This window comes from Arthrobacter woluwensis, from assembly GCF_900105345.1.
GTDB lineage: Bacteria > Actinomycetota > Actinomycetes > Actinomycetales > Micrococcaceae > Arthrobacter_E > Arthrobacter_E woluwensis.
The window spans coordinates 444,746-467,120 of the sequence record NZ_FNSN01000003.1 but is presented as its reverse complement, the minus strand read 5'-3'; the positions used below and the strand labels follow the sequence as shown (position 1 = coordinate 467,120).

At 67.4% G+C, this 22,375-nt stretch carries 16 protein-coding genes and 1 pseudogene; 7 read left to right on the top strand and 10 right to left on the bottom strand.

The window, feature by feature from the left end; genetic code table 11:
- Positions 1-46 precede the first annotated feature (46 nt).
- The 3 genes from BLV63_RS02740 to BLV63_RS02730 all read right to left on the bottom strand — a co-directional run bounded on the left by BLV63_RS02740 (position 47) and on the right by BLV63_RS02730 (position 3,439).
- Positions 47-1,507, bottom strand: coding sequence for a purine-cytosine permease family protein (locus BLV63_RS02740; protein WP_066213742.1), 1,461 nt, complete (start codon positions 1,505-1,507; stop codon positions 47-49).
- Positions 1,508-1,725: 218 nt separating this feature from the next.
- On the bottom strand, positions 1,726-2,952 hold the full coding sequence (locus BLV63_RS02735; RefSeq protein ID WP_066213740.1) for an MFS transporter: 1,227 nt from the start codon (positions 2,950-2,952) through the stop codon (positions 1,726-1,728).
- A gap of 40 nt (positions 2,953-2,992) precedes the next feature.
- Complete coding sequence (locus tag BLV63_RS02730) at positions 2,993-3,439, bottom strand: MarR family winged helix-turn-helix transcriptional regulator (RefSeq protein ID WP_066213737.1); 447 nt, start codon at positions 3,437-3,439, stop codon at positions 2,993-2,995.
- A gap of 215 nt (positions 3,440-3,654) precedes the next feature.
- Between BLV63_RS02730 and cycA the strand changes: the two genes are divergently transcribed.
- The 5 genes from cycA (at position 3,655) to BLV63_RS02705 (ending at position 8,235) form a co-directional block, all read left to right on the top strand.
- Positions 3,655-5,109: a D-serine/D-alanine/glycine transporter gene (cycA, locus tag BLV63_RS02725; RefSeq protein ID WP_066213735.1), complete on the top strand. Its 1,455-nt coding sequence runs from the start codon at positions 3,655-3,657 to the stop codon at positions 5,107-5,109.
- A gap of 92 nt (positions 5,110-5,201) precedes the next feature.
- Entirely contained in the window at positions 5,202-6,881 is a 1,680-nt protein-coding gene (gene ptsP, locus BLV63_RS02720; RefSeq protein WP_066213733.1) for a phosphoenolpyruvate--protein phosphotransferase, read from the top strand.
- Between the two features lie 52 nt (positions 6,882-6,933).
- Positions 6,934-7,212, top strand: coding sequence for an HPr family phosphocarrier protein (locus tag BLV63_RS02715; RefSeq protein WP_066213729.1), 279 nt, complete (start codon positions 6,934-6,936; stop codon positions 7,210-7,212).
- Positions 7,213-7,334: 122 nt separating this feature from the next.
- Positions 7,335-7,769 (top strand): helix-turn-helix domain-containing protein, encoded by a 435-nt coding sequence (locus BLV63_RS02710; protein WP_066213727.1) that lies wholly within the window; start codon positions 7,335-7,337, stop codon positions 7,767-7,769.
- A gap of 4 nt (positions 7,770-7,773) precedes the next feature.
- Positions 7,774-8,235, top strand: a complete 462-nt coding sequence (locus BLV63_RS02705; protein WP_066213725.1) for a hypothetical protein — start codon at positions 7,774-7,776, stop codon at positions 8,233-8,235.
- 19 nt (positions 8,236-8,254) lie between these two features.
- Here BLV63_RS02705 and BLV63_RS02700 read toward each other — a convergent pair whose 3' ends face one another.
- Positions 8,255-9,475 carry a PucR family transcriptional regulator gene (locus BLV63_RS02700; RefSeq protein WP_066213722.1) on the bottom strand — a complete coding sequence of 407 codons (1,221 nt, stop codon included), beginning with the start codon at positions 9,473-9,475 and terminating at the stop codon, positions 8,255-8,257.
- A 237-nt stretch (positions 9,476-9,712) separates the two neighbouring features.
- Between BLV63_RS02700 and ald the strand changes: the two genes are divergently transcribed.
- Together ald and BLV63_RS02690 are read left to right on the top strand one after the other, a co-directional pair.
- The gene (ald, locus tag BLV63_RS02695) at positions 9,713-10,822 is read left to right on the top strand and encodes an alanine dehydrogenase (RefSeq protein WP_066213719.1); all 1,110 of its coding nucleotides are present in this window, start codon (positions 9,713-9,715) and stop codon (positions 10,820-10,822) included.
- 493 nt (positions 10,823-11,315) lie between these two features.
- Positions 11,316-12,994 (top strand): annotated as a pseudogene (locus BLV63_RS02690) (ABC-F family ATP-binding cassette domain-containing protein).
- Positions 12,995-13,094: 100 nt separating this feature from the next.
- On the opposite strand, the gene BLV63_RS02685 reads toward BLV63_RS02690, so the two are convergent.
- The 6 genes from BLV63_RS02685 to BLV63_RS02660 all read right to left on the bottom strand — a co-directional run bounded on the left by BLV63_RS02685 (position 13,095) and on the right by BLV63_RS02660 (position 22,200).
- A complete protein-coding gene (locus BLV63_RS02685) occupies positions 13,095-14,156 on the bottom strand; it encodes a Gfo/Idh/MocA family oxidoreductase (protein WP_066213716.1) in 1,062 nt (353 codons plus the stop codon).
- 136 nt (positions 14,157-14,292) lie between these two features.
- Entirely contained in the window at positions 14,293-16,008 is a 1,716-nt protein-coding gene (locus tag BLV63_RS02680; RefSeq protein ID WP_066213713.1) for an ABC transporter family substrate-binding protein, read from the bottom strand.
- A 234-nt stretch (positions 16,009-16,242) separates the two neighbouring features.
- A complete protein-coding gene (locus BLV63_RS02675; protein WP_066213709.1) occupies positions 16,243-17,970 on the bottom strand; it encodes an ABC transporter family substrate-binding protein in 1,728 nt (575 codons plus the stop codon).
- A 53-nt stretch (positions 17,971-18,023) separates the two neighbouring features.
- Positions 18,024-20,234 carry a dipeptide ABC transporter ATP-binding protein gene (locus BLV63_RS02670; RefSeq protein WP_082724114.1) on the bottom strand — a complete coding sequence of 737 codons (2,211 nt, stop codon included), beginning with the start codon at positions 20,232-20,234 and terminating at the stop codon, positions 18,024-18,026.
- Entirely contained in the window at positions 20,231-21,217 is a 987-nt protein-coding gene (locus tag BLV63_RS02665; RefSeq protein ID WP_107003251.1) for an ABC transporter permease, read from the bottom strand. The genes BLV63_RS02670 and BLV63_RS02665 overlap by 4 nt, the downstream gene beginning before the upstream one ends.
- The gene (locus BLV63_RS02660; RefSeq protein WP_066213707.1) at positions 21,217-22,200 is read right to left on the bottom strand and encodes an ABC transporter permease; all 984 of its coding nucleotides are present in this window, start codon (positions 22,198-22,200) and stop codon (positions 21,217-21,219) included. The genes BLV63_RS02665 and BLV63_RS02660 overlap by 1 nt, the downstream gene beginning before the upstream one ends.
- Positions 22,201-22,375: the final 175 nt, after the last annotated feature.

Genomic DNA, 22,375 nt, shown 5'->3' with positions numbered 1-22,375 from the left:
TAGGATAGCTTAACCTCACCTAATGGGAACCGGGCCGGGCGACGACTCAGACCGCCGACGTCGCGCCCTCCCGTTCACGGAGCTCCCGCGAGCGCTTCGCCGCCGTCGCCCACGGCCAGTACACGGCAGCGGTCACCACGATGCCGACGATCCAGGAGATGTCCGTCCCGCCGAGGTAGGCGGTGAGCGGCCCGGTGTAGAGGGCCTGGGAGAGGAACGGGATCTGCACGAGGATGCCGATGGCGTAGGACACGAGCGCCACCGCGTTCCAACTCCCGTACCGACCGTCCGGGTCGTAGAGCGCGGCCACGTCGATCCGGTGACCGGACACCTTGTAGTAGTCGATGAGGTTGATGACCGACCACGGCGTGAACACCATGAGCAGCAGCAGGATGAAGTTCTTGAAGAGGTTCAGGAAATCGGCCGAGGCCACCAGCGCCACGATCACGCTCAGGGCGATCACCACGAGCACGGACACCGCGCGGACCGCGGGCCGGACCGTGTTCCGGCGGCTGAACGCGGTGGAGATCGTGGCCGAGCACATGAAGGAGCCGTACGCGTTGAGGCAGTTCACGGTCAGCTTGCCGGTGACGATCATGATGTAGATGCCGAGCGCCAGCAGACCGCCCCCCGCCAGATCGCCCATGTAGCCCACCTGGTTCTTGAGGAAGCTCCCGCCGAGCCCTGCGGCGGAGAGCCCGCCGGCCAGGGCGCCCAGGGTCATGGCCCACTGCGCCCCGAGGGTCGACCCCGCGAAGGTGTACCAGAACGTCCGCTTCGCGCTGGTGTCCTCCGGCAGGTACCGCGAGTAGTCCGCGACATACGGACCGAAGGTCAGCTGCCAGCCGGCCGCGACGGAGACCGAGATCAGGAAGGTGCTGATCTCGAAGGGCTTGGTGAACAGGACCTGGGAGATGTCGTAACGGGTCAGGATCACGAAGGTCAGGTACGCGAAACCGGTCAGCCCCAGCACCGTCGCCACGCGGCCCAGCGCGTGGATGTACCGGTAGCCCATGATCGCGAGGACGGCGGTCAGCGCGCCGAACACGATGATGCCCACCGAGCGGTTGTCCGACCCGATGATGAGGTTGATCGCCTGCCCGGAAAGGACGGTGCCCGTCGCGGCGAAGCCGATGTACATGAGGATCACGAAAACGAGCGGGATGATCGCCCCGTACACCCCGAACTGCGCGCGGCTGGAGATCATCTGGGGCAGGCCCAGGCTCGGCCCCTGCGCCGAGTGCAGCGCCATGACGGCCCCGCCCAGGAGGTTGCCCACCAGCAGGCCGATGATCGCCCAGAATGCGTCGGCCCCGAACACCACGGCCAGGGCGCCGTCCACGATCGCCGTGATCTGCGCGTTCGCCCCGAACCAGAGCGTGAACTGACTCCACGGGCTGCCGTGACGTTCCCCGCTGGGGACCCTGTCGATGGATCGGATCTCTAGAGTGGCTGCCGCCATGGTCACGCTCCCGGGGCTGAGGTTCCTGCTGGTGTTCTGCTCCATTGCACTCCAGCGGAGGATCACTGTGAACCGGATCACAGGCGAAGCTGTCCGGCATCCCGGACGATGACGCGCGACGGCGGCGGCCGCCCGCCGCCGTCGCTCTCCGCCGCCGTCGTCGCGCCCCTCATGAACGCGCGAACCGCCAGTAGGCGCCCTTATTCACGAGGAATACGGGCGCCTATTGGCGGTTCGCGAGGGGGATGCGGGAGGTGGGGGCCTCAGACGATGTGCGGCTCGTGGGCGTTCAGGTACTTCCGGCCCGTGAAGATCGCCACGAGGGAGAGGACCATGATGACGGCGGCGAAGAAGAACGGCACCTGCGCCCCGAAATTCTCCCCGAGCTGCGCGGCGATGAACGGAGCCAGCGCGCCGCCCATCCAGCGCACGAAGTTGTAGCCGGCGGACGCCACGGGCCGCGGCGAATCGGACACCTCCATGGCCAGCTCGGTGAACAGGGTGTTGTTGATGCCGAGCAGCGCGCCCGAGATGATCACGAGCACCACGACGGTGGGCACGGAGTGCGCCAGGGCGGCGAGCCCCAGCCCCACGAGTACCACGAGCAGGCCGGTCAGCGCCATCATCACGCTGCGCGTCGTGCCGAAGCGGCGCTGCAGGATGGGGGCCACGAAGATGGAGAACACCGCGAGCGCGACGCCCCAGCCGAAGAACACGGCCCCGATGCCGTAGGCGTTCATGTGCAGGATGAACGGTGTGAAGGCCAGGATGGTGAAGAAGCCGAAGTTGTAGAACAGGCCGGCGAGGGCCGTGGTGCGCAGACCCGCGTGGCCGAGAGCCAGGATCGGATCACGGAGCCGCACCTTCTGCGCGGGCTTCGGCAGCGTCGGCAGCATGAAGAAGAGGGCGATGAACGCCGCGGCCATGAGGAAGGCGGTGCCGAAGAACGGCGCACGCCACTGCCAGCCGCCCAGCAGGGCGCCCAGGAGCGGGCCGAGCGAGATGCCGAGGCCCAGCGCGGCTTCGTAGAGGATGATCGCCACGCCCGAGCCGCCGCTGGCCACGCCGACGATCACCGCGAGCGCGGTCGCCACGAACAGCGCGTTGCCGAGACCCCAGCCGGCGCGGAAGCCGACGAGCTGCTCCACCGAGCCGGACAGCCCGGACAGCGAGGCGAACACCGCGATCAGGCCCAGACCGATCAGCAGGGTCTTCTTCCCGCCGATCCGCGAGGAGACGAAGCCGGTGATGAGCATGGCCACGGCGGTCACCAGGAAGTAGCTGGTGAACAGCAGGGACACCTGGCTCGGGCTGGCCTGCAGGTTCTCCGCGATGGCCGGGAGGATGGGGTCCACCAGGCCGATCCCCATGAAGGAGAACACGGCCGCCAGAGCGGTGGCCCAGACGGCTTTCGGCTGCCGGAAGAAGGACGCCTTCTCCTCTTCCAGGACTTCTTGACTCTCGTGGATGGTCTCATCCAGCTGGTTCATTACTCGCTTCTCTCCTGTGGGCGGGATCCGGGATGTCCGGTCACTCGCCACGCAAACGGTCGTAAATACTGGTCAGAACAGGAATGGCGGCCTCGAGCGCCTCGCGGTCGCGCGGCGGCAGCTCGTCGATCACGGCGGCGATGGCGCGGTTGCGGCGGAGGTTGACGCGGGCCACCGCGTCCCAGCCGTCATCCGTCAGCCGCACGACGACGGCGCGCGAGTCCTCGGGATCGCTGTCGCGCCGCACGTAGCCGCGGCCTTCGAGCCGGGTGATCTGCTCCGTCGCGGTGGGCGCGCGCACCCCCAGATTGCGGGCGATGTCACTGACGCGCGCCCCGCCGTCGGCCAGCTGCGTGAGAAGGCTCAATTGCGAGCCGGTCAGCTCGGTCTCCCCGACGTCCAGTCGGCGCGTGACGTAGACCGCCTGACGGAGGGCCTCCCGGAAGGTCCGGGCCAGCTCCAGAGCGGCATCTGATTCGCTGTTCATACTTAGGCATCCTAACAGTTAGGGAACCTAACTTCAAGAGTCGCCTCGCGACGAGAAGGCTGCGGGCATCGACAGACCGCCTTCGACACTTCGCCGCGTAACACCCGAAAGCATTCGACAACTGTCCCCTTCGGAGAAATCCCCTTCGCGCTAGGCTATGAGCGGCAAAATGTCAGCCAGGTCACAACCAGGCATTGCGAACGAGAGGGCCCCGCATGACCAATCCGCAATCGGCCACCACAGCCACCCGGACCCCCGGCTCCGCACCGTCGGGCGAGGGCGAGCCGCATCTCGCCCGGGCCCTGAGCAACCGGCACATCCAGCTCCTGGCCATCGGCGGCGCGATCGGCACCGGCCTGTTCATGGGCAGCGGCAAGACCATCTCCGTCGCCGGGCCGTCCGTCATCTTCGTGTACATGATCATCGGCTTCATGCTGTTCTTCGTCATGCGCGCCATGGGCGAACTGCTGCTCTCGAACCTGAACTACAAGTCGTTCAGCGACTTCGCCGGCGACCTCCTCGGTCCGTGGGCCGGGTTCTTCACCGGTTGGACCTACTGGTTCTGCTGGGTCGTCACGGGCGTCGCCGACGTCATCGCGATCGCGGGGTATGCGGAGACCCTCATCCCGGGCATCCCCCTCTGGATCCCCGGCGTGCTCACCATCCTGATCCTCCTGGCACTCAACCTGCCGACGGTGAAGGCCTTCGGTGAGACCGAGTTCTGGTTCGCGCTCATCAAGATCGTCGCGATCGTCGCCCTGATCGTCACCGGTCTGGTCATGATCCTCACGGGCTTCCAGTCCCCGGCCGGCCAGGCGAGCTTCACCAACCTCTGGAGCCACGGCGGCTTCTTCCCGCGCGAGTTCATGGGCTTCGTGGCCGGCTTCCAGATCGCCGTCTTCGCCTTCGTGGGCATCGAGCTGGTGGGCACCGCCGCCGCAGAGACCAAGAACCCGGAGCACAACCTCCCCAAGGCCATCAACGCCATCCCCGTACGCGTGATGCTCTTCTACGTGGGCGCCCTCATCATCCTGATGTCCGTCACCCCGTGGACCGAGTTCAAGGCCGGTCACAGCCCCTTCATCGGCATGTTCTCCCTGGCCGGGCTCGGCATCGCGGCCACCGTGGTGAATCTCGTGGTCCTGACCTCGGCCATGTCGAGCGCCAACTCCGGCATCTACTCCACGTCCCGCATGGTGTTCGGCCTGGCCCGCGACGGGGACGCCCCGGCGGTCTTCGGCAAGCTCTCCCGCCGCAAGGTGCCCCAGAACGCGCTGTTCCTGTCCTGCGTGCTGCTCCTCGCCGGCGTCGTCCTCCTCTACGCGGGCAAGGACATCGGCGCCGCCTTCGACATGGTGACCACCGTCTCCGCCGTCTGCTTCATGTTCGTGTGGAGCATCATCCTGCTGAGCTACCTCGTGTACCGGAAGAAGCGTCCCGAACTGGCCGCGGCCTCGAAGTACAAGATGCCCGGCGGCGTCGCCATGGTCTACGTGGTCTTCGCGTTCTTCCTCTTCCTGATCTGGGCGCTGACCACCCAGCCGGACACGCTGACGGCTCTGCTGGTGACGCCGATCTGGTTCGTGATCCTCGTGATCGCCTGGCTCGCGATCCGGCGATCGCCGCATCACCTGGCACGTCATGAGGCGTGGAAACAAAGTATGAAGTAGCGTCTTTTAGTGGGCGGGCCTCAGGCCCGCCCACTAGTATTTCGACAGTGTTGCCAGCACAAGATCCGTGTGAGTCGATCGGAGTTTTCACCATGGGGTTCCAGGGAGTCGGAGTCAATCCGGGCCGCGTCATCGCTACCGTCAAGCACATGCCGGAGCCGTTGGCGGAGCCTCAGGCCGGGGAGACTCTGCCGCCGGGAGCCGACCCCGCGGAGGTGATCGCGGGCCTGAAGGCCGCGGCCCTGGCGGTGCACGACGAGCTCAAGGAACGCGCCACCCGCGCCAGCGAGGACGGCAAGGCCGTGCTCGAGGCGACCGCGCTCATGGCCAAGGACACCATGCTCCTGAAGGCCGCCGGCAAGCTGATCACCGCCGGGACCGGCGCCGAACGCGCCGTGTGGGAGGCGGCCGAAGGCGTGGCCGCGCAGTTCAAGGCACTCGGCGGCTACATGGCCGAGCGCGCCACGGACGTGCTGGACGTGCGGGCCCGCCTGGTCGCGCAGCTGCGCGGCGTCCCGGCTCCGGGCATCCCGGCGTCCTCCACCCCCTTCATCCTCATGGCGGAGGACCTGGCCCCGGCCGACACCGCCACCCTGGACACCTCCGTCGTGCTGGCCCTCGCGACCTCCGGCGGCGGCCCCCAGTCCCACACGGCCATCATCGCCCGCTCGCTCGGCCTGCCGGCCGTCGTCGCGGCCGAGGGGATCGAGGAGATCCCCGAGGGCGCCGAAGTGTATGTCGACGGCGCGGCCGGCCTGGTGGTCCCCGAGCCCGGCGACGAGGAGCGCGAAGCCGCCGCGAAGTGGGCGAGCAGCGCCGCGACCCTTGCCACGTTCGACGGTGAGGGCGCGACGGCGGACGGCCACCTGGTGCCGCTGCTCGCCAATGTGGGCAACGCCAAGGACGCGGAGGCCGCCGCGGCCCTCGGCGCGCAGGGCGTGGGCCTGTTCCGCACCGAATTCTGTTTCCTGGAACGCGACACCGAGCCGTCCGTGAACGAGCAGGCCGACGCCTACCGCGCCGTCTTCGCCGCCTTCCCGGGCAAGAAGGTGGTGGTCCGGACCCTGGACGCGGGCGCGGACAAGCCCCTGCCGTTCCTCACCGACACCACCGAACCGAACCCGGCCCTGGGCGTGCGCGGCTACCGCACCGACTGGACCACCCCGGGCGTGCTCGAGCGCCAGCTCTCCGCGATCGCCGTGGCCGCCGTGGACACCGAGGCCGAGGTCTGGGTCATGGCCCCGATGATCGCCACGCAGCCCGAGGCCGCGCACTTCGCCTCCCTCTGCGCCGGCGTGGGCCTGAAGACCCCGGGCGTCATGGTCGAGGTCCCCTCAGCCGCACTGAACGCTTCCAGCGTCCTGAAGGACGTCGCGTTCGCCTCGCTCGGCACCAACGACCTCACGCAGTACACGATGGCCGCGGACCGCATGCTCGGCCCGCTCGCGAGCCTGAACGACCCGTGGCAGCCCGCCGTTCTCCGCCTGGTCCAGCTGACCGTCGAGGGTGCCAAGGCCGCCGGGGACAAGGCCGTGGGCGTCTGCGGCGAGTCCGCCGCCGACCCGGCCCTCGCCGTCGTGCTCACCGGCCTGGGCGTGAACACGCTGTCCATGACCGCGCGGTCGCTGGCCGCCGTCGGCACCGTGCTGAAGAGCGTCACGCTGGCCGAGGCGCAGGAGATCGCCGCTCTGGCCCTGAACGCCGCGACCGCCGTGGAAGGCCGCGCCGCCGTCCGCGCCCGGCTGCCCATCCTGGACGATCTCGGCCTGTAACGGCCTCGGAATTTCACCCGACCCTCACCGTTTCCACCTGAAGGAGAACCCCATGCCCGAACGCACAGCAGTCGTCGCCAGCGCCTCCGGCCTGCACGCCCGTCCCGCCGCGATCTTCGCCGAGGCCGCAGCCGAGCTGGACGTCGAGGTGACGATCGCCCTGGCCGGCACCCCCGAGGATGAGGCCATGGACGCCTCGAGCATCCTGTCCCTCATGACCCTGGGCGCCGGCAACGGCGACACCGTGGTCCTCCGCGCCGAGGGCCCTGGCGCCGAAGAGGCCCTGGACAAGCTCGCCACCCTCGTCGAAACCGACCTGGACGCCGAGTAACACTCCTCGCCGACTGTCCCCGGCGGCTCCCGGGCCTCGCAAGCTCGGCTCTGGGCCCTCGCCGCCGGGGGCCCTCCATAGGATGCCGGAATCACCCCGAATCGGGTGGAAAATGGCATCTTATGGAGCAGTCGACGTTTAAGGCCCAGCCGCACACCACCGGCCCCCTCACCGCAGACGCCGCCTCCGGGCTGCGTCGAGCGCTCGACGGCGGCCAGGACGTCACCGTCTTCGTGGACGGCACGGTCTTCCGGCTCCCCGATGGCGCACGAGACGCCGTCGTGGACCTCCTGACCCGCCTGTCCCGCGGGGAGACCGTCACCGTGAGCAGCGGCGACGCCGCCCGCACGGAGTCCCGGAACCCGCTCGATGACGAACTGCTCACCACGAGCAAGGCGGCGGAGCTGGCCGGCATCTCCCACACGTACCTGCGCAACATGACGGACCGGGGTGAGATCCCGGTCCAGTACCGCGGCACGCACCGCCGGATCCGCCGCGGCGACATCACCGCCTGGCTGGCCTCGCAGAAGGCCTCACACCCCGGAACCGTAGACTGATCCCGTGCCCAAACTCTTCGGTCTCCACAACCTCTACGGCGCCCTCGCGGCGGTCCTCGTCGGGACGCTCCTGAGCCTGCTGAAGGCCGATGGTCTGATGCAGCTGCTCTTCGTGGTGGTGGCGTACATCGGCGGGTCGATCGTGGCGCATGACGTCCTGAAGAAGCGCCGCGCGGCCCACGAACCGGCGGCCAGCGCCGAGGAGGACCCCGAGCCGCGCTTCCACCACTTCGACTCCCGCTCGCTGGACCGGATCCAGGAGGAACGGGCACTCTCGGACCGCCGCGAAGCGGACGCGGCGGGGCTCCAGAGCACTCCCCCGGCGCCCGTCACGCCGGTTGCGGAACCAGCGGCACCCGCCCCGCACGCCTCAGCGTCGGACGAACCCGCGCCCCAGCACTTCGACGCGCGCGCCCTGGAACGCATCGAGCGCGAACGCCAGGCCACCGAACGCCGCGACACCTGAGCGGACGTCAGCGCGCCCCTCAGACGCGCGGGCGGCCGTGCCAGCGCGCCGCCTTCAGCGCCGCGTGCAGCTCCAGGCGGACGGAGCCCTTGAGCGGGTCCGCGCCGATGATCTGGCGGACCTTCGCAAGCCGGTTGTAGACGGTGCTGCGGTGCAGGTGGAGCTCGTCCGCCACGTCCTGCACGGTCCCGCCGGTGTCATAGATCATCTCCAGCACCGGCCGCAGCTCCTGGTTCTTGTCCCCGGCCTCCAGCGCAGCGAAGTTCAGCGTGCTCGCGCCGCCCCAGTCCATGGGGCCCTGCGCCGCCGTCGCGAAGAACTGGTAGATGCCCGTGTCGCGGCAGTCGACCAGCTCACCGAGTGACGGCTCGACGACGCCGGCGAGCGCGGCCGTCCGCGACTCGCCGTAAGCATCCGGCAGCTTCCGGATCTCCCCGAAGGGCTCGCTGAGCCCCAGGACGATCCGCGGCCTGCCCTGGCCCGACCGTTTGGCGAGTTCCAGCTGATAATGCACCAGGACCTGCGCATGCACGGCCCGGCCCTGCGAGGCCCGGAACAGCATGACGGAGTGGCTGGGGCGGCCTGCGCTGAAGAGGGCCTCCTGCACACCGACCGTGGACTGCAGCGCCGCGCTGCGGTGCGTGAGGGAGGCCGCCAGGGGATCCTCGGGCTCGTGGCGCGCGCCGGCGTCGAGCACCGTGATCAGCTGCCACGGCCCCTTCCCGTGCACCTCCGGCCAATTGCCGACGGCGGCGATCGCCCCACGCTCTCCCGAGCAGGCGGAGAGGAACTCGACCTCGCGGCGCTTACGCTGTTCCGATTCGGCCGTGTTGGATTCGAGGAGGAGCGTCGCCAGGAGCTCGATCTCGTGACGGACCTCGGCCAGCTGGCCCAGGATCGGCGCGGCGCTGGTCTCGCCACTGCTCTGCTGCACCCAGAGGTACCCCACCCGGAAGCCGCGCACCAGGAGCGGGACGCAGACGCGGCCGAGCATGCCGAGCTCGTCATTGGCCGGGACCACGACGGGCCTGACGGCGGCCGAGATGCCGTGGGAGAGCTGCCAGGCGCTGACGTCCGGCGGCACCCTCTTGGTGAGCAGGAAGTTCACCCGCACACGGTCCGCCTGCTCCTGATTGGAGCTGTACGCCACGAGGAGACCGTCCAGATCCTCCAGGGACAGGCCACGCCCCAGGCGGGCGGCGAGCTGCTCGACGAGCTGTTCGACATCGGGTTGCTGCATGTCGTCCAGCCTACTGGACGCCAAGCTACACCAGGCGACACTTGCCGCCACGGCCCTGAACAAATGTAGATTCCTCGGCAGGGAGAACCCCGGAATTCCGCGGATTCCGCTCCGCCGGGGTGGCCTTCGCCCTGTCGGGTGGCTCACACCGGACCTAAGCTGATCCCACAGAAACTTCCCCGGTCCGCACCGGGCCAGAGACCGGCCCGACGGACATGAACGTCATGGAGCCCCCACATGATCATCGGTGTCCCCAAGGAAATCAAGAACAACGAATTCCGCGTGGCCATCACGGCCTCCGGTGTCCACGAACTGCGTCACCACGGCCACGAGGTCCTCATCGAGGCGGGGGCCGGCCTCGGTTCCGGCATCACCGACGCCGAGTACGAAACGGCCGGCGCCACCCTGCTGGCCGACGCCGATGAGGTCTGGGCCCGTGCCGACATGGTCATGAAGGTCAAGGAGCCCATCGCCGCGGAGTACCACCGTTTCCGTGAGGGCCTCATCCTCTTCACCTACCTGCACCTGGCCGCTGAGCCCGAACTGACCGCACGACTCGTGGAGTCCGGGGTCACGGCCATCGCGTACGAGACCGTGCAGGAAGGCCGCGCCCTCCCGCTGCTCGCCCCCATGTCCGAGGTGGCCGGCCGACTCTCCGTGCAGGTCGGTGCCTCCTCCCTCCTGGCCCCGAACGGCGGCAAGGGCATCCTCCTGGGCGGCGTCCCCGGCGTGCGCCCGGCGAACGTCGTCGTCCTCGGCGCCGGTGTGGCGGGCACCAACGCCGCCGTCATGGCCATGGGCGCCGGTGCGGATGTCACCATCCTCGACATCAACATCAACCGCCTCCGCGAGCTCGACGCCCTCTACGGCGGCCGCCTGAAGACCGTGGCCTCCAACTCCTACGAGATCGAGCGCGCCCTGGTCGAGGCCGACCTGGTCATCGGCTCCGTCCTGATCCCGGGCGCCAAGGCCCCCAAGCTCGTCACCAATGAGCTGGTCGCCAAGATGAAGCCGGGCTCGGTCCTGGTGGACATCGCCGTGGACCAGGGCGGCTGCTTCGAGGACACCCACCCCACCACGCACGAGGACCCCACCTTCAAGGTCCACAACTCGATCTTCTACTGCGTGGCGAACATGCCGGGCGCCGTCCCGAACACCTCCACCTACGCGCTGACCAACGTCACCCTCCGCTACGCCGTGGCGCTGGCCAACCTGGGCGTCCGGGCCGCTTTCGAGCGCGACGCCGCCCTGGCCGCCGGCCTGAACGTGGCGGCGGGCAAGGTGGCGCACCACTCGGTCTCCGACGCCTCCGGCCTGGAACTCTCCGACTGGCGCGACCTGGTCTAGTCCGCGGGCTCTCCTCGCTCAGGACGGGTGGGGAGGGGTGAAGCTCTGGCTGCTATCCCTGCGGCCCTCTGTGCGGCGTCAGCTGTGCACAGGGCCGCAGGGGCCCTTGACGCAGCCTGCCGCTTCACCCCTCCCCGCCCGTTTGCCGTTGTGGCCGCGTCAGACCGGGCCGCACCGCGCGGACACCCCACACCACCGGACCCCGCCCGGAGACCTCGCTCCCGAGGGATGAAACACCCCGGGCGCCTTCTCCCCCTCGACCCTGCCGGCACCGTCGAAACGGCCCAGGCTCACACCCCTGCCCACGACGGCGGCAGGCCCCCGAGGTGCGGCGGGGGTGGCGGGTTGCGGCCGGCCGCGTCAAGGGGCCCCACGGCCGGTTCCACAACGGGACTCGACCATCGCGCCGTGGGGAAAGCGGCCAGAGCAACCCGGCACCCCCACCGCCCACCCACGAACCCCCGCCCCGCCGTCGTGCCCATAAACTGAAGCAATGGGCCATATCGACGTTGCCGGCATCGACTACTTTCTGACGGCACCCAACTCCTCAACGGCGTGACCTTCAAGGTCCCCGACGGCACCAAGACCGCCCTGATCGGGCCGAACGGCACCGGCAAGACCACGCTCTTCCGCATCATCTCCGGCGATCTCAAGCCGGACGAGGGCGTGGTGGGCCGTTCTGGCGGCATGGGCATCATGCGCCAGTTCGTGGGCCAGGTCCGTGACGAATCCACGGTCCGCGACCTCCTCCTCACCACCGCCACCCCTGCCCTCGCGGCGGCCGGCAAGGCGGTCGAGGAGGCGGAGAACGCCATGCTGGAGCACGACGACGAGCCCACCCAGATGCGGTACGCCCAGGCGATCGTCGACTGGGGAGACGCGGGCGGCTACGAGCTGGAGACCGTCTGGGACGAGGTCTGCATGGCCGCGCTCGGCGTCTCGTTCGACAAGGCGGCGCACCGCGCGGCGTCGTCGCTGTCCGGCGGCGAGCAGAAGCGCCTGGTGCTGGAGGCCCTGTTCGCCGGACCGGACGAGCTGCTGCTCCTCGACGAGCCGGACAACTACCTCGACGTGCCCGGCAAGCGCTGGCTGGAGGACAAGCTCCGGGAGTCCAAGAAGACCGTGTTCTTCATCAGCCACGACCGCGAGCTGCTGAACAACGCCGCGGACCGCATCGTGACCTTGGAGCCCGGCATCAACGGCGCCGGCGCCTGGATCCACGGCGGCGGCTTCGGCTCCTATGTGCAGGCCCGCGAGGACCGCAACGCGCGCTTCGAGGAGCTGCGCAAGCGCTGGGACGAGGAGCACGTCAAGCTCAAGGAACTGGTCACCATGTACAAGACCAAGGCCGCGTTCCGATCCGACATGGCCAACAAGTACCAGGCCGCCCAGACCCGTCTGGCGAAATTCCTGGAGGCCGGCCCGCCCGAGGCACTGCCGCTCGAGCAGAACGTCCAGATGCGCCTGCGCGGCGGCCGCACGGGCAAGCGCGCCGTCGTCGCGGAGAAGCTCGAGCTCACGGGCCTCATGAAGCCGTTCTCCACGGAGATCTGGTTCGGGGACCGTGTGGGCGTGCTGGGGTCGAACGGTTCGGGCAAGAGTCACTTCCTGCGGCTGCTCGCCGCGGGCGGCACGGATCCCGAGCGGGAGCACCTGCCGGTCTCGGACATCCAGATCCGCGAGGTGCCCCACGAGGGCACGGTGAAGCTCGGAGCCCGCATCCGGCCCGGCTACTTCGCCCAGACCCACTCCCGGCCCGACCTGGCCGGACGCACCCTTCTCGACATCCTGCACCGGGGCGATGAGCACCGTTCCGGGCTGGGCCGGGAGGCCGCCTCCGGCGCGCTCGACTCCTACGGGCTCGTGGCGCAGGCGGAGAACAAGTACGAGTCGCTCTCGGGTGGTCAGCAGGCGCGGTTCCAGATCCTGCTGCTGCAGCTCTCCGGCGCCACGCTGCTGCTCCTGGACGAGCCGACGGACAACCTGGACCTCCACTCGGGCGAGGCGCTGGAACGCGCGATCGATGCCTTCGAGGGGACCGTCCTGGCCGTGACGCACGACCGCTGGTTCGCGAAGTCGTTCGACCGTTTCCTGGTCTTCGGCTCGGACGGCAAGGTCTACGAGTCCGAGGAGCCGGTCTGGGACGAGAAGCGGGTGGAGCGCGCCCGCTAGGAACGCCCCGCACCTCTTCCTTGTCCACGAGAGGGCATCTCAGCACAGTCCGGGACCCCCGGCATGTGCTGAGGTGGCCTCTCGCGTGGAGCGCAGGAGTTCAGCGTTCGATCCGCCGTGCCTCCTCGATCAGGCGCAGCCCCGCGAGCGGTCCGGTCTCACCGGCCACCTCGACGGGCGCGGGTCCTTCGCCGCGCACATGCCGCGCCAGGAGCCGGTAGAACTCCTGATACCCGCCGGGCTCACTCGTCACTGGCCGCACCACGGTGCCGTCGCTGAACGTCCCGGACGCCTCCTCGGGCTCCACGCCGTAGCCCGGGTCGGACGGCCGCAGTCCCGCCGAGAGCTGGCGTTCCTGCGGGTCGAAACCGTACTTCAGGTAGCTCCCGGCGCTTCCGCGGACGTCGAACACCGGGCCCGGCTGGGCGGCGGAGAGGGTCATCGACAGGTGGCTCAGCACCGGCGCCCCACCGCCCGCCGGAGCGTGCTCCAGGACGAGGAACACGTCGTCGTCGGCCGGCTCACCGGGGCGGCGCGCCGCGATCTCCGCGTGCACCACGCGTGCCGGGCCGAAGAGCTGGAGGGCGCAGTCCACCAGGTGGGTGCCCAGGTCGAAGAGCAGGCCACCGCCGCGCTCCACTCCCGAGGCTTGCTTCCACGCCTTGGAGAAGCCCGGCGACCAGCGCTCCATGCCGGCGTTGAACCGGTGCACCTCGCCCAGCGCCCCCTCGGCCAGAAGCGCCTTCAGCGTGAGGAACGCGTTGTCCCAGCGTCGGTTCTGATAGACGGCCAGCGTGCGCCCCAGCCGCTCCGCGAGCGCCACGAGCTCCTCCCCCTGCGCACTGGTGACGGTGAACGGTTTGTCCACGACGACGTCGAGCCCCGCTTCCAGCGCGGCTTTCGCCTGCGGGTGGTGCAGTTCGGGCGGGGTGGCGATGACCACGACGTCCAGGTCCGCGGCGCGGGCGAGAACGTCCTCGAAGCCGGGCACCACCGTCACGTCGGGGTAGGTCTCGCGGGCGGCCGCCGATCGTCCGGGATCGCCGGTGACGATCACGTCCAGGCTGAAGTCGGGGCTGTGCTCGATCAGGGGTGAGTGGAAGGCCCGGCCGGCCAGTCCGTAGCCCACCACGGCGGTTCTCAGGGGCGCGGGTCGCTGCATGGTCCCCAGTGTCCCAGCAAACGGCGCCCTTGTCCCCTGGTCGCCCGGAAACGAACAGGGCCCCAACGAACAGGGCCCCGGGGAACGCTGAACGTTCCCCGGGGCCGTGTCGGCGGTGGGTCACCGCCCGCCTTTCCTACCTGTGGGCGGAACCCTTCTCCCATCCCACCGTGGTCCAGTCCGCCACGGGCACGTCCGTGAGATTCGCGAACAGGGTCGGGCCGAAGTTCGCCAGGCCCTTCTTGACGAAGAGGATCTGCGGTCCGTTGAAGACGGAACCCATGGTGAAGTACTGCTTCAGGTAGTCCTTCTCCACATTCATGGCGTCCTTGTTGCGCTGCGCATCGTCAGCGGTGCTCTGAATCGCCAGGATCCGCCGGTCCAGGTCCGCATTTCCGAGGCCATTCTCATCGGTCTTGCTGTAGTAGAACTGCTTCACCACATCCGTTGCGTCAGAACCCACGGTGAATCCCGACATGATGACATCGAACTCGCGCTGCCCCAGCACCTTGCCGAGTTCGGCATCGCCGATCTGATCGATCCCGACGTCCATGCCGGCCGCCTGGAGTTGCTTTTGCAGCGTCTGCGTGGTGGCCAGCAAGGTCGGATCGTCACCATAGTTGGTGATCTTGAAACTTACGGGCTTGCCATCCTTGGCCATGATGCCCTTGTCATTCGGTGCGTAGCCCGCGTCGCTCAGCACCTTTTTGGCCGCTTCCGCACCTTGCTCCCGCACCGGCCAGTTGTCCTGGTAGTACGCGGAGAACGGCATCAGCATCATCGAACTCGAATCGGGCTCTTCCCAATTCAGGCCATTGAACCGCACTTTACGGATCGCGGCCCGGTCCACCGCTGTGAAGATGGCTTTCCGGACGGCGACATCCTGCACGGCAGGGTGCTTGGCATTGATGTTCAGCCCACCCGCAAAGAGTCGTTGACCCCGGCGGACATCTGCGTCCTTGGTGCCGTCCACCTGCTTGTAGCGGCCCAGAGTACGCGCTCCGACGGCGTCGATCTCGCCGTTCTTGAACGCGGCGATCGTCGAGCTGGCCTCCATCTGGCGGAAAATCACCCGGCTCAGCACCGGCTTGGCGCCCCACCATTTCGGGTTGGGGATCATGCTCACCGTCTTGGCCGCGGAATCGTAATTCTCCACGGTGAATGGACCGGCCATCCACTCCGGTCGCAGGTTGTTCTCGAATCCCTTGTTGAACACTTCAGGAGTGTTGACCTGTGGATGAAGCAGTCCCGCGAAGAAACTGGAGAGCGGGTACGTCGGCTTAGACGTGGTCACGACGACATCCTTGTCGGTCGCGCCGCGCTTCACCGAGTCGATGAATTCGTAGACACCCGAGGAGACGATGTCGAAGTCCTTATTGGTGCCATTGAGCACCTTCCAGGTGTTCTCGAAAGTCCTCCAGTCAATGGGCGTGCCATCGTTCCAGGTCGCTTTCTCATTGATCTTGATGGCGATGGTCTGCTTTCCATTCTTCAGTTCGGAGTGGAAGTCCTCACAGAAGTCCTTGTCAAGGGAAAACTTCCCGTCAGGTGCCGCGGTCCAGCAGCTTGCGGCATTCACGGGGGCCGTCAGCGCGGTGTTGTTCGCCGTGTTGCCATCGTTGCTGAACCCATTGAAATTTGGACCCATGTCCCCGACGGACACCGTCAATGTTCCACCCTGGTCCAGATCCTTGACGTCCTTCGGATTGGTCTGAATTAGTTTTCCAAGGTCACCGCCGGCACTCTCGCCCTGCCCCACCTCAGGGCCCTTGGCTCCGCCTCCACCGCAAGCGGTCAGTGCCAGTGCTAAAGACGCCGCGAGCGCGACGCCGAGTGAAACGCTCTTCTTCATGCTCTTCCTTTCAGGGGTGGTGCTCCTCCGCCTTGAGGACACAAGGCGGACCCTCGCAAGGAGCCCCGGACGGCTTCCGCCATCCAGGGCTCCCTGGGAGGGGAACGGTGGGGAACCTGCTCCCGGGGAGACACGAAGTGGTCTCCCGGGGCCGCAGGCTCCGTCCCCCCTAGACACCGGTTGCATCAACCGGGCGAAGAGATATTGTTCAGGCGACTCCTAACCGCCTGAGTCCTACTTGTGGGTGGAACCCTTTTCCCAGCCGACCGTGGTCCAGTCCGGGACGTGGGTGTCCGTGGCGTTGTTCGCGAAGAGGGTCGGACCGTAGTTGGCCAGCCCCTTCTTGACGAACTCGATCTGCGGGCCGTTCAGGACCGGGCCGAGGGTGAAGTACTGCTTGGCGTAGTCCTTCTCCACATCCAGAGCTTCCTTGTTGCGCTTGGCGTCGTCAGCTTCGGACTGCAGAGCGGCGATGCGCTTGTCCAGGTCGGCGTTGCCGAGGCCGTTGCGGTCGCTCGCGGTCGAGTAGTACTGGCCCACGGCCTGCGTAGCGTCGGAGCCAACGGTGTAACCGGACATGGTCACGTCGAACTCGCGGTCGCCCACGATCTTGCCGAACTCGGCGTTGCCGCGCTGGTCGATCCCGACGTCCATGCCGGCGGCCTGGAGCTGCTTCTGCAGGGTCTGCACGGAGGCGAGAACGGTCGGGTCGTCACCGAAGTTGGTGATCTTGAAGGTGATCGGCTTGCCGTCCTTCTCCATGATGCCCTTGGCGTTCGGCTTGTAACCGGCGTCGGTCAGCACCTTCTTGGCGGCATCCGCACCCTGCTCCTGCACCGGCCAGTTGTCCTGGTAGTACTTGGAGAACGGCATCAGCATCATGGTGCCGGAGTTCGGCTCTTCCCAGTTCAGACCGTTGAAGCGGACCTTGCGGATCGCTTCGCGGTCGACGGCGGTGAAGATGGCCTTACGGACGGCGACGTCCTGGACACCCGGACGCTTGGCGTTGACGTTCAGACCACCGGCGAAGAGGCGCTGGCCACGGCGGATGTCGGTGTCCTTGGTGCCCTCGAGCTGCTTGTAGCGGCCCACCGTGCGGCCACCGGTCGCGTCGATCTCGCCGTTCTTGAAGGCGGCGATGGTGGCGGAGTCCTCCATCTGGCGGAAGACGACCTTGTCCAGGACCGGCTTGGTGCCCCACCACTTCTCATTCTTGACCATGCTGACGGTCAGGGCGGCGGAGTCGAACTTCTCGACCTTGAACGGGCCGGCCATCCACTCGGGGTGCATGTTGTTGTTGAAGCCCTTGTTGAAGATCTCCGGGGTGTTGACCTTCGGGTGGACGATACCGGCGAAGAACGATGCCAGCGGGTACACGGGCTGCTTGACCGTCACGACGACATCCTTGTCGGTCGCACCACGGGTCACGGACTCGATGTACTTGTAGGAGCCGGAATCGACGATGTCGTAATCCTTGTTGGTGCCGTTGAGCACCTTCCAGGTGTTCTCGAAGGTCTTCCAGTCGATGGGGGTTCCATCGTTCCAGGTGGCCTTGTCGTTGATCTTGATGTTCAGGATCTGCTTGCCGTCCTTGACCTCGGACTTGAAGTCCTCGCAGAAGTCCTTGTCCAGCTCGAAGTCGCCCACCGCGGTGGTCTTCCAGCAGCCATAGTAGAAAGCCTGGTTGATCGGGCCCATCAGCGCGGTGTTGTCGGAGGAGTTTCCGCTGTTGCCGAAGCCGTTGAAATCGGGGCCGATGTTGCCCAGTTCCAGGGTCAGGGTGCCACCCTGATCCAGGTCCTTGACGTCTTTCGGGTTGGTCTGGATCAGCTTGGAGACGTCCGAGCCGGACCCTTCGGCCTTGGCGCTCTCAGGGCCCTTGGCCGTGCCGCCGCCGCAAGCGGTCAGCGCCAGCGTGACGGCCGCCAGAGTGGCGACGCCGAGCGTGACTTTCTTTTTCATACTGTTCCCTTCAAAGGAGCGAGGGTTGGGTTTCCCACTGTCATCAACGATATTCACGCAGCGCTGTCCGATGAGTCGTGCAGCACCAGCATGTCCGCATCCATCTCCCCGTTCGGGTAGAAGCAGGCGAACTGGTGGTCCCCTCCACCATTCTCGAGGGGAGGTTCAAGTTCCAGGCACTTGGTCCTCTTGTCCTCAGGCAAGGCAGCGAAAATGGGGCACCGGGAAGCGAAGTTGCATCCTCGGGGAGCGTCCAATGGCGTTGGAAGGTCTCCCTTGAGGATGATCCTCTCCCGTGAGCGCTCCGCCTCGGGATCCGGAACCGGAATCGCCGAGAGCAGTGCACGGGTGTAGGGGTGCCGGGGATTGTCGAAGACGCTGTCCACGTCGCCGACCTCCACGATCTTCCCCAGATACATCACAGCCACCCGGTTCGAGATGTGACGTACAACTGAGAGGTCGTGGGCCACCATCAGGTAGCTCAGACCGAGTTCCGCCCGGAGCTTGTCCAGGAGGTTGATGACCCCGGCCTGGACGGAGACGTCCAGCGCGGAGACGGGTTCGTCCAGCACCACGAGCTTCGGGTTCACGGCCAGGGCACGGGCGATGCCGATGCGCTGGCGCTGACCGCCGGAGAACTGGTTGGGGAAACGGTTCACGTGGTCCGGCTGGAGGCCCACCAGCTTCATGAGCTCCATGATGCGCTTGCGGATCTCGGACTTGGGGGTGCCCAGGTTCTCGAGCGGCTCCGCGAGGGCCTCGTACACGGTGAAGCGGGGATCCAGGGCGCCCGTGGGGTCCTGGAAGACGATCTGCAGCGACTTCCGCATGGCGGTCTTCTCGGCGGCCGAGGTGGCGGCCTTCGAATTCACCCCGCCGATGGTGATCTCGCCCGGCTGATCCTTGCTGAACTCCATGATCTCCAGGAGCGTCGTGGTCTTGCCGCAGCCGGATTCGCCCACGATCGAGAAGCACTCGCCTTCGCGGATGTCGAAGCTGAGACCGTCCACGGCCTTGACCGTGCCGATCCGCTTCTTGAACAGCGACCCCTTCATCAGCGGGAAGTGCTTCTTGACATCCTTGAGTTCCAGCACCGTGGTGCGGTCGGTCCGCGGGATCCCCTCGAACTTGGACACCGGCACCGGGGGCGCCTTGAAGATCTCGTGGACGTCGACACCGGCCCCGAACTCCTCCACCTTGACGCAGGCGGCCCGGTGGCCGTCATCGCCCGGGACGAGGCGCAGCGGCGGCTCGCCGCTCAGGCACTCCGGGCCCGCCAGCGGGCAGCGCGGAGCGAAGGAGCAGCCGGTGGGCGGAGTGATGAGGTTCGGGGGCATGCCCTCGATCGGGACCAGGGACGTCTCCGCGGAGACGTCGACGCGCGGCACGGCGCCCAGCAGACCCATCGTGTACGGCATCCGCGGGGCGTAGTAGAGCTGGTCCACCGAGCCGGTCTCCACCGGCTTGCCCGCGTACATGACCATGATGTCGTCGGCCATGCCGGCCACGACGCCCAGGTCGTGGGTGATCATGACGAGCGCGGCGCCGGTCTCCTCCTGCGCCTTGTGCATGACCTCCAGCACCTGCGCCTGGATGGTGACGTCCAGGGCGGTGGTGGGTTCGTCGGCGATCAGGACCCGCGGGTCGTTCGCGATCGCGATCGCGATCATCACGCGCTGGCGCATGCCGCCGGAGAATTCGTGCGGGAAGGACTTCAGACGCGCCTGCGGGCTGGGGATGCCCACCAGGGTCAGGAGTTCGACGGCGCGGGCTTCCTTCGCCTTGCTGCTCATCTTCGGGTTGTGGACCGTCAGCGCCTCGATGATCTGGGTGCCGATGGTGAACACGGGCGTCAGGGAGGACAGCGGATCCTGGAACACCATGGCCAGATCGTTGCCGCGGTACTTGCACATCTGCGCGTCCGACAGGCCCAGGAGTTCCTGGCCGTGCAGCCGCACCGAACCGGTGACCTCGGCCGTCTCCGGCAGGAGGCCCATGATCGCCATCGACGTGACGGACTTGCCCGAACCGGATTCGCCGACGATGCCGAGCGTCTTACCCGGCAGCAGGTCGAAGTCGACGCCGCGGACGGCGTGCACCACGCCGTTCTCCGAGTTGAAGCGGACGTTCAGGTCGCGGACGGAGAGCACCGGTTCCCCGGGGGCGTACAGTCCGGCGACGTGGAGGCGTTCGGTGGTGTCCAGTGCTCCGGTGCCTTGTGTCACGGTGCCTTCCTGCGTGCTGTCGTGCTGGGAAGCGCTCATGCCGCGGCCTCCACGGTGTTCTTGCGGGCCTTGCGGGACTTCTTGGCCTTGCCCACCGAGCTGGAGCTCGGATCGAAGGCGTCCCGGAGGCCGTCATTCATCATGGCCATCGAACCGGTCAGGGCGAACATGGCCAGAAGCGGGAACCAGAACATCCAGGGGAAGCTGCTGACCTGCTGGCTGGCCTGGCCGATCAGGATGCCGAGGCTCATGTCCGGCGGCTTGATGCCGATGCCGATGAAGGAATAGGCCACCTCGGAGAGGATCGCCAGGGTGACGCCGCGCGTGATCTCGAGGACCAGCAGGGATCCGATGTTGGGGATCAGGTGCTTCCAGACGATGCGCCAGGTGGAGACGCCCATGTAGCGGGCGGCCTTCACGTAGTCCCGCTCGATGAGGGACATGGAGATCGACCGGATGAGACGCGCGGCGCCCATCCACCCGAACACCAGCAGGACCACGGTGAGGAGGAACCAGCTCGGGAGCGCGTCCTTCAGGTCGCCGCCGTTGCCGCTCGTGACCACGGCGACCACGAGGAGCGAGGGCATCATGATGAGCGCTTCGAGGATGAAGAGCATCACCTTGTCGACCTTGCCGCCGTAGAAGGCCATGACACAGCCGTACACGGCGGCCACGAGCATGGATCCGACGCCCACGATCAGGCCGATCAGGATGGACGTCCGGACGCCTTCGACCATGAGGACGTAAAGGTCCACACCAGCCTGGGTCGTGCCGAAGAAGTGCTCTGCGGAGGGGCCCTCGCCGATGAAGGCGGGGTCGATGTCGTTCTTGGTCCAGGGGGTCAGGAACTGACCCACCAGGGAGAAGACCGTCAGGGCCAGGAAGAGGATCAGGCCCGCCACGGCGGTCTTGTTCCGGAGGAAGCGGCGGAAGATGATGACGCCCTTGGCGATCACCACGCCGTCGTCCGTCGTGAGAACATCCGCTTCGGTCTCAGGCTGGACCGCGTCAACTGTGGACATCAGGAAACCCTCACTCTCGGGTCGACCAGGGTGGTGGCAAGGTCCGCGAGGATGGCGCCCACGGCGAAGATCACGGAGCCGTAGGCCAGCGTCGCGGTGGCCGCGTTGACGTCCTGCTTGCCGATCGCGTCGATGCTCCAGAAGCCGACGCCGGGCCAGGCGAAGATCGCCTCGGCGAAGAAGCCGCCGGCGAAGATGGCCGGCACGGTGAAAGCGATGGTCTGGGCCACGGGAATGAAGGAGACCCGAAGCGCGTGGCGCCGGATGGCCTGGTTCCGGGTGAGGCCCTTGGCCCTGGCGGTGCGGACGAAGTCGGCGTTGACGTTGTCCAGCAGGTACTGGCGCTGGGCGATCTGATACCCGCCCCAGCCCACCAGGGTGATGGCGAAGGTCGGCACGACGTAGTGGGCCACGAGGTCCACGAAGGCGGGCCAGCCAGGCTCCACGCCGGGTGTCGAGATGCCGGTGACGAAGAAGATCTGCTGGCCGGTGGCGTCGTTGATCCAGATCGCCGCGAGCTGCACCAGGAAGTAGGCGATCGGGGCCGGGACGATGTAGGTCAGGTAGGAATAGCTGGTGATCACGCGGTCGGAGGTCTTGTACTGCCGTGCGGCCGTGAAGACACCGAGCGCGACGCCGATCACGAGCGTCAGGAAGATGGCCGCGATGAAGAGGCGGGTGGAGACCCACACCCGGTCACCGAAGGCCGCGTTGACCGATCCGCCGGCCGGGCTCATGCCCCAGTCCCAGCGGGTCACGATGCCCGTGAGCCACTGGACGTAACGGTCCCAGGGGCTCATGGCGGGGTCGAGTCCCTTGAGGGCCAGCGAGTGCGCGACCTGCTCGGGGGTCGGCCGCGGGATCTTCTCCTGCTCGATCAGGGCAGGCTTCATGGTGGAGACCGCCAGGAAGTACCCGGCCGAAGTGGTCAGGAAGATCATGACCACATAGGTCGCCATGCGCTTGAGGAGGTACTTGATCACTGACGTCCGCCCTTCTCACGCACAGCATGCAGGCGTGAGGGCGTCCGGCTACCGCACAAGGCAGGGGCCGTGGATTTTTGGTGCACGGGGTTTCCTTCCAGACTGCCGCAGGCTCGTGGCCTGTGTGCGGCGCGTCACATTCCACCGGAAAAGTACCACGAACCACGCGGTCTGA

Coding starts and splice junctions, on each gene's coding strand:
- BLV63_RS02740 (WP_066213742.1), bottom strand. CDS start 1,507: ATGGAGCAGAACACCAGCAGGAACCTCAGCCCCGGGAGCGTGACCATG.
- BLV63_RS02735 (WP_066213740.1), bottom strand. CDS start 2,952: ATGAACCAGCTGGATGAGACCATCCACGAGAGTCAAGAAGTCCTGGAA.
- BLV63_RS02730 (WP_066213737.1), bottom strand. CDS start 3,439: ATGAACAGCGAATCAGATGCCGCTCTGGAGCTGGCCCGGACCTTCCGG.
- cycA (WP_066213735.1), top strand. CDS start 3,655: ATGACCAATCCGCAATCGGCCACCACAGCCACCCGGACCCCCGGCTCC.
- ptsP (WP_066213733.1), top strand. CDS start 5,202: ATGGGGTTCCAGGGAGTCGGAGTCAATCCGGGCCGCGTCATCGCTACC.
- BLV63_RS02715 (WP_066213729.1), top strand. CDS start 6,934: ATGCCCGAACGCACAGCAGTCGTCGCCAGCGCCTCCGGCCTGCACGCC.
- BLV63_RS02710 (WP_066213727.1), top strand. CDS start 7,335: ATGGAGCAGTCGACGTTTAAGGCCCAGCCGCACACCACCGGCCCCCTC.
- BLV63_RS02700 (WP_066213722.1), bottom strand. CDS start 9,475: ATGCAGCAACCCGATGTCGAACAGCTCGTCGAGCAGCTCGCCGCCCGC.
- ald (WP_066213719.1), top strand. CDS start 9,713: ATGATCATCGGTGTCCCCAAGGAAATCAAGAACAACGAATTCCGCGTG.
- BLV63_RS02685 (WP_066213716.1), bottom strand. CDS start 14,156: ATGCAGCGACCCGCGCCCCTGAGAACCGCCGTGGTGGGCTACGGACTG.
- BLV63_RS02680 (WP_066213713.1), bottom strand. CDS start 16,008: ATGAAGAAGAGCGTTTCACTCGGCGTCGCGCTCGCGGCGTCTTTAGCA.
- BLV63_RS02675 (WP_066213709.1), bottom strand. CDS start 17,970: ATGAAAAAGAAAGTCACGCTCGGCGTCGCCACTCTGGCGGCCGTCACG.
- BLV63_RS02670 (WP_082724114.1), bottom strand. CDS start 20,234: ATGAGCGCTTCCCAGCACGACAGCACGCAGGAAGGCACCGTGACACAA.
- BLV63_RS02665 (WP_107003251.1), bottom strand. CDS start 21,217: ATGTCCACAGTTGACGCGGTCCAGCCTGAGACCGAAGCGGATGTTCTC.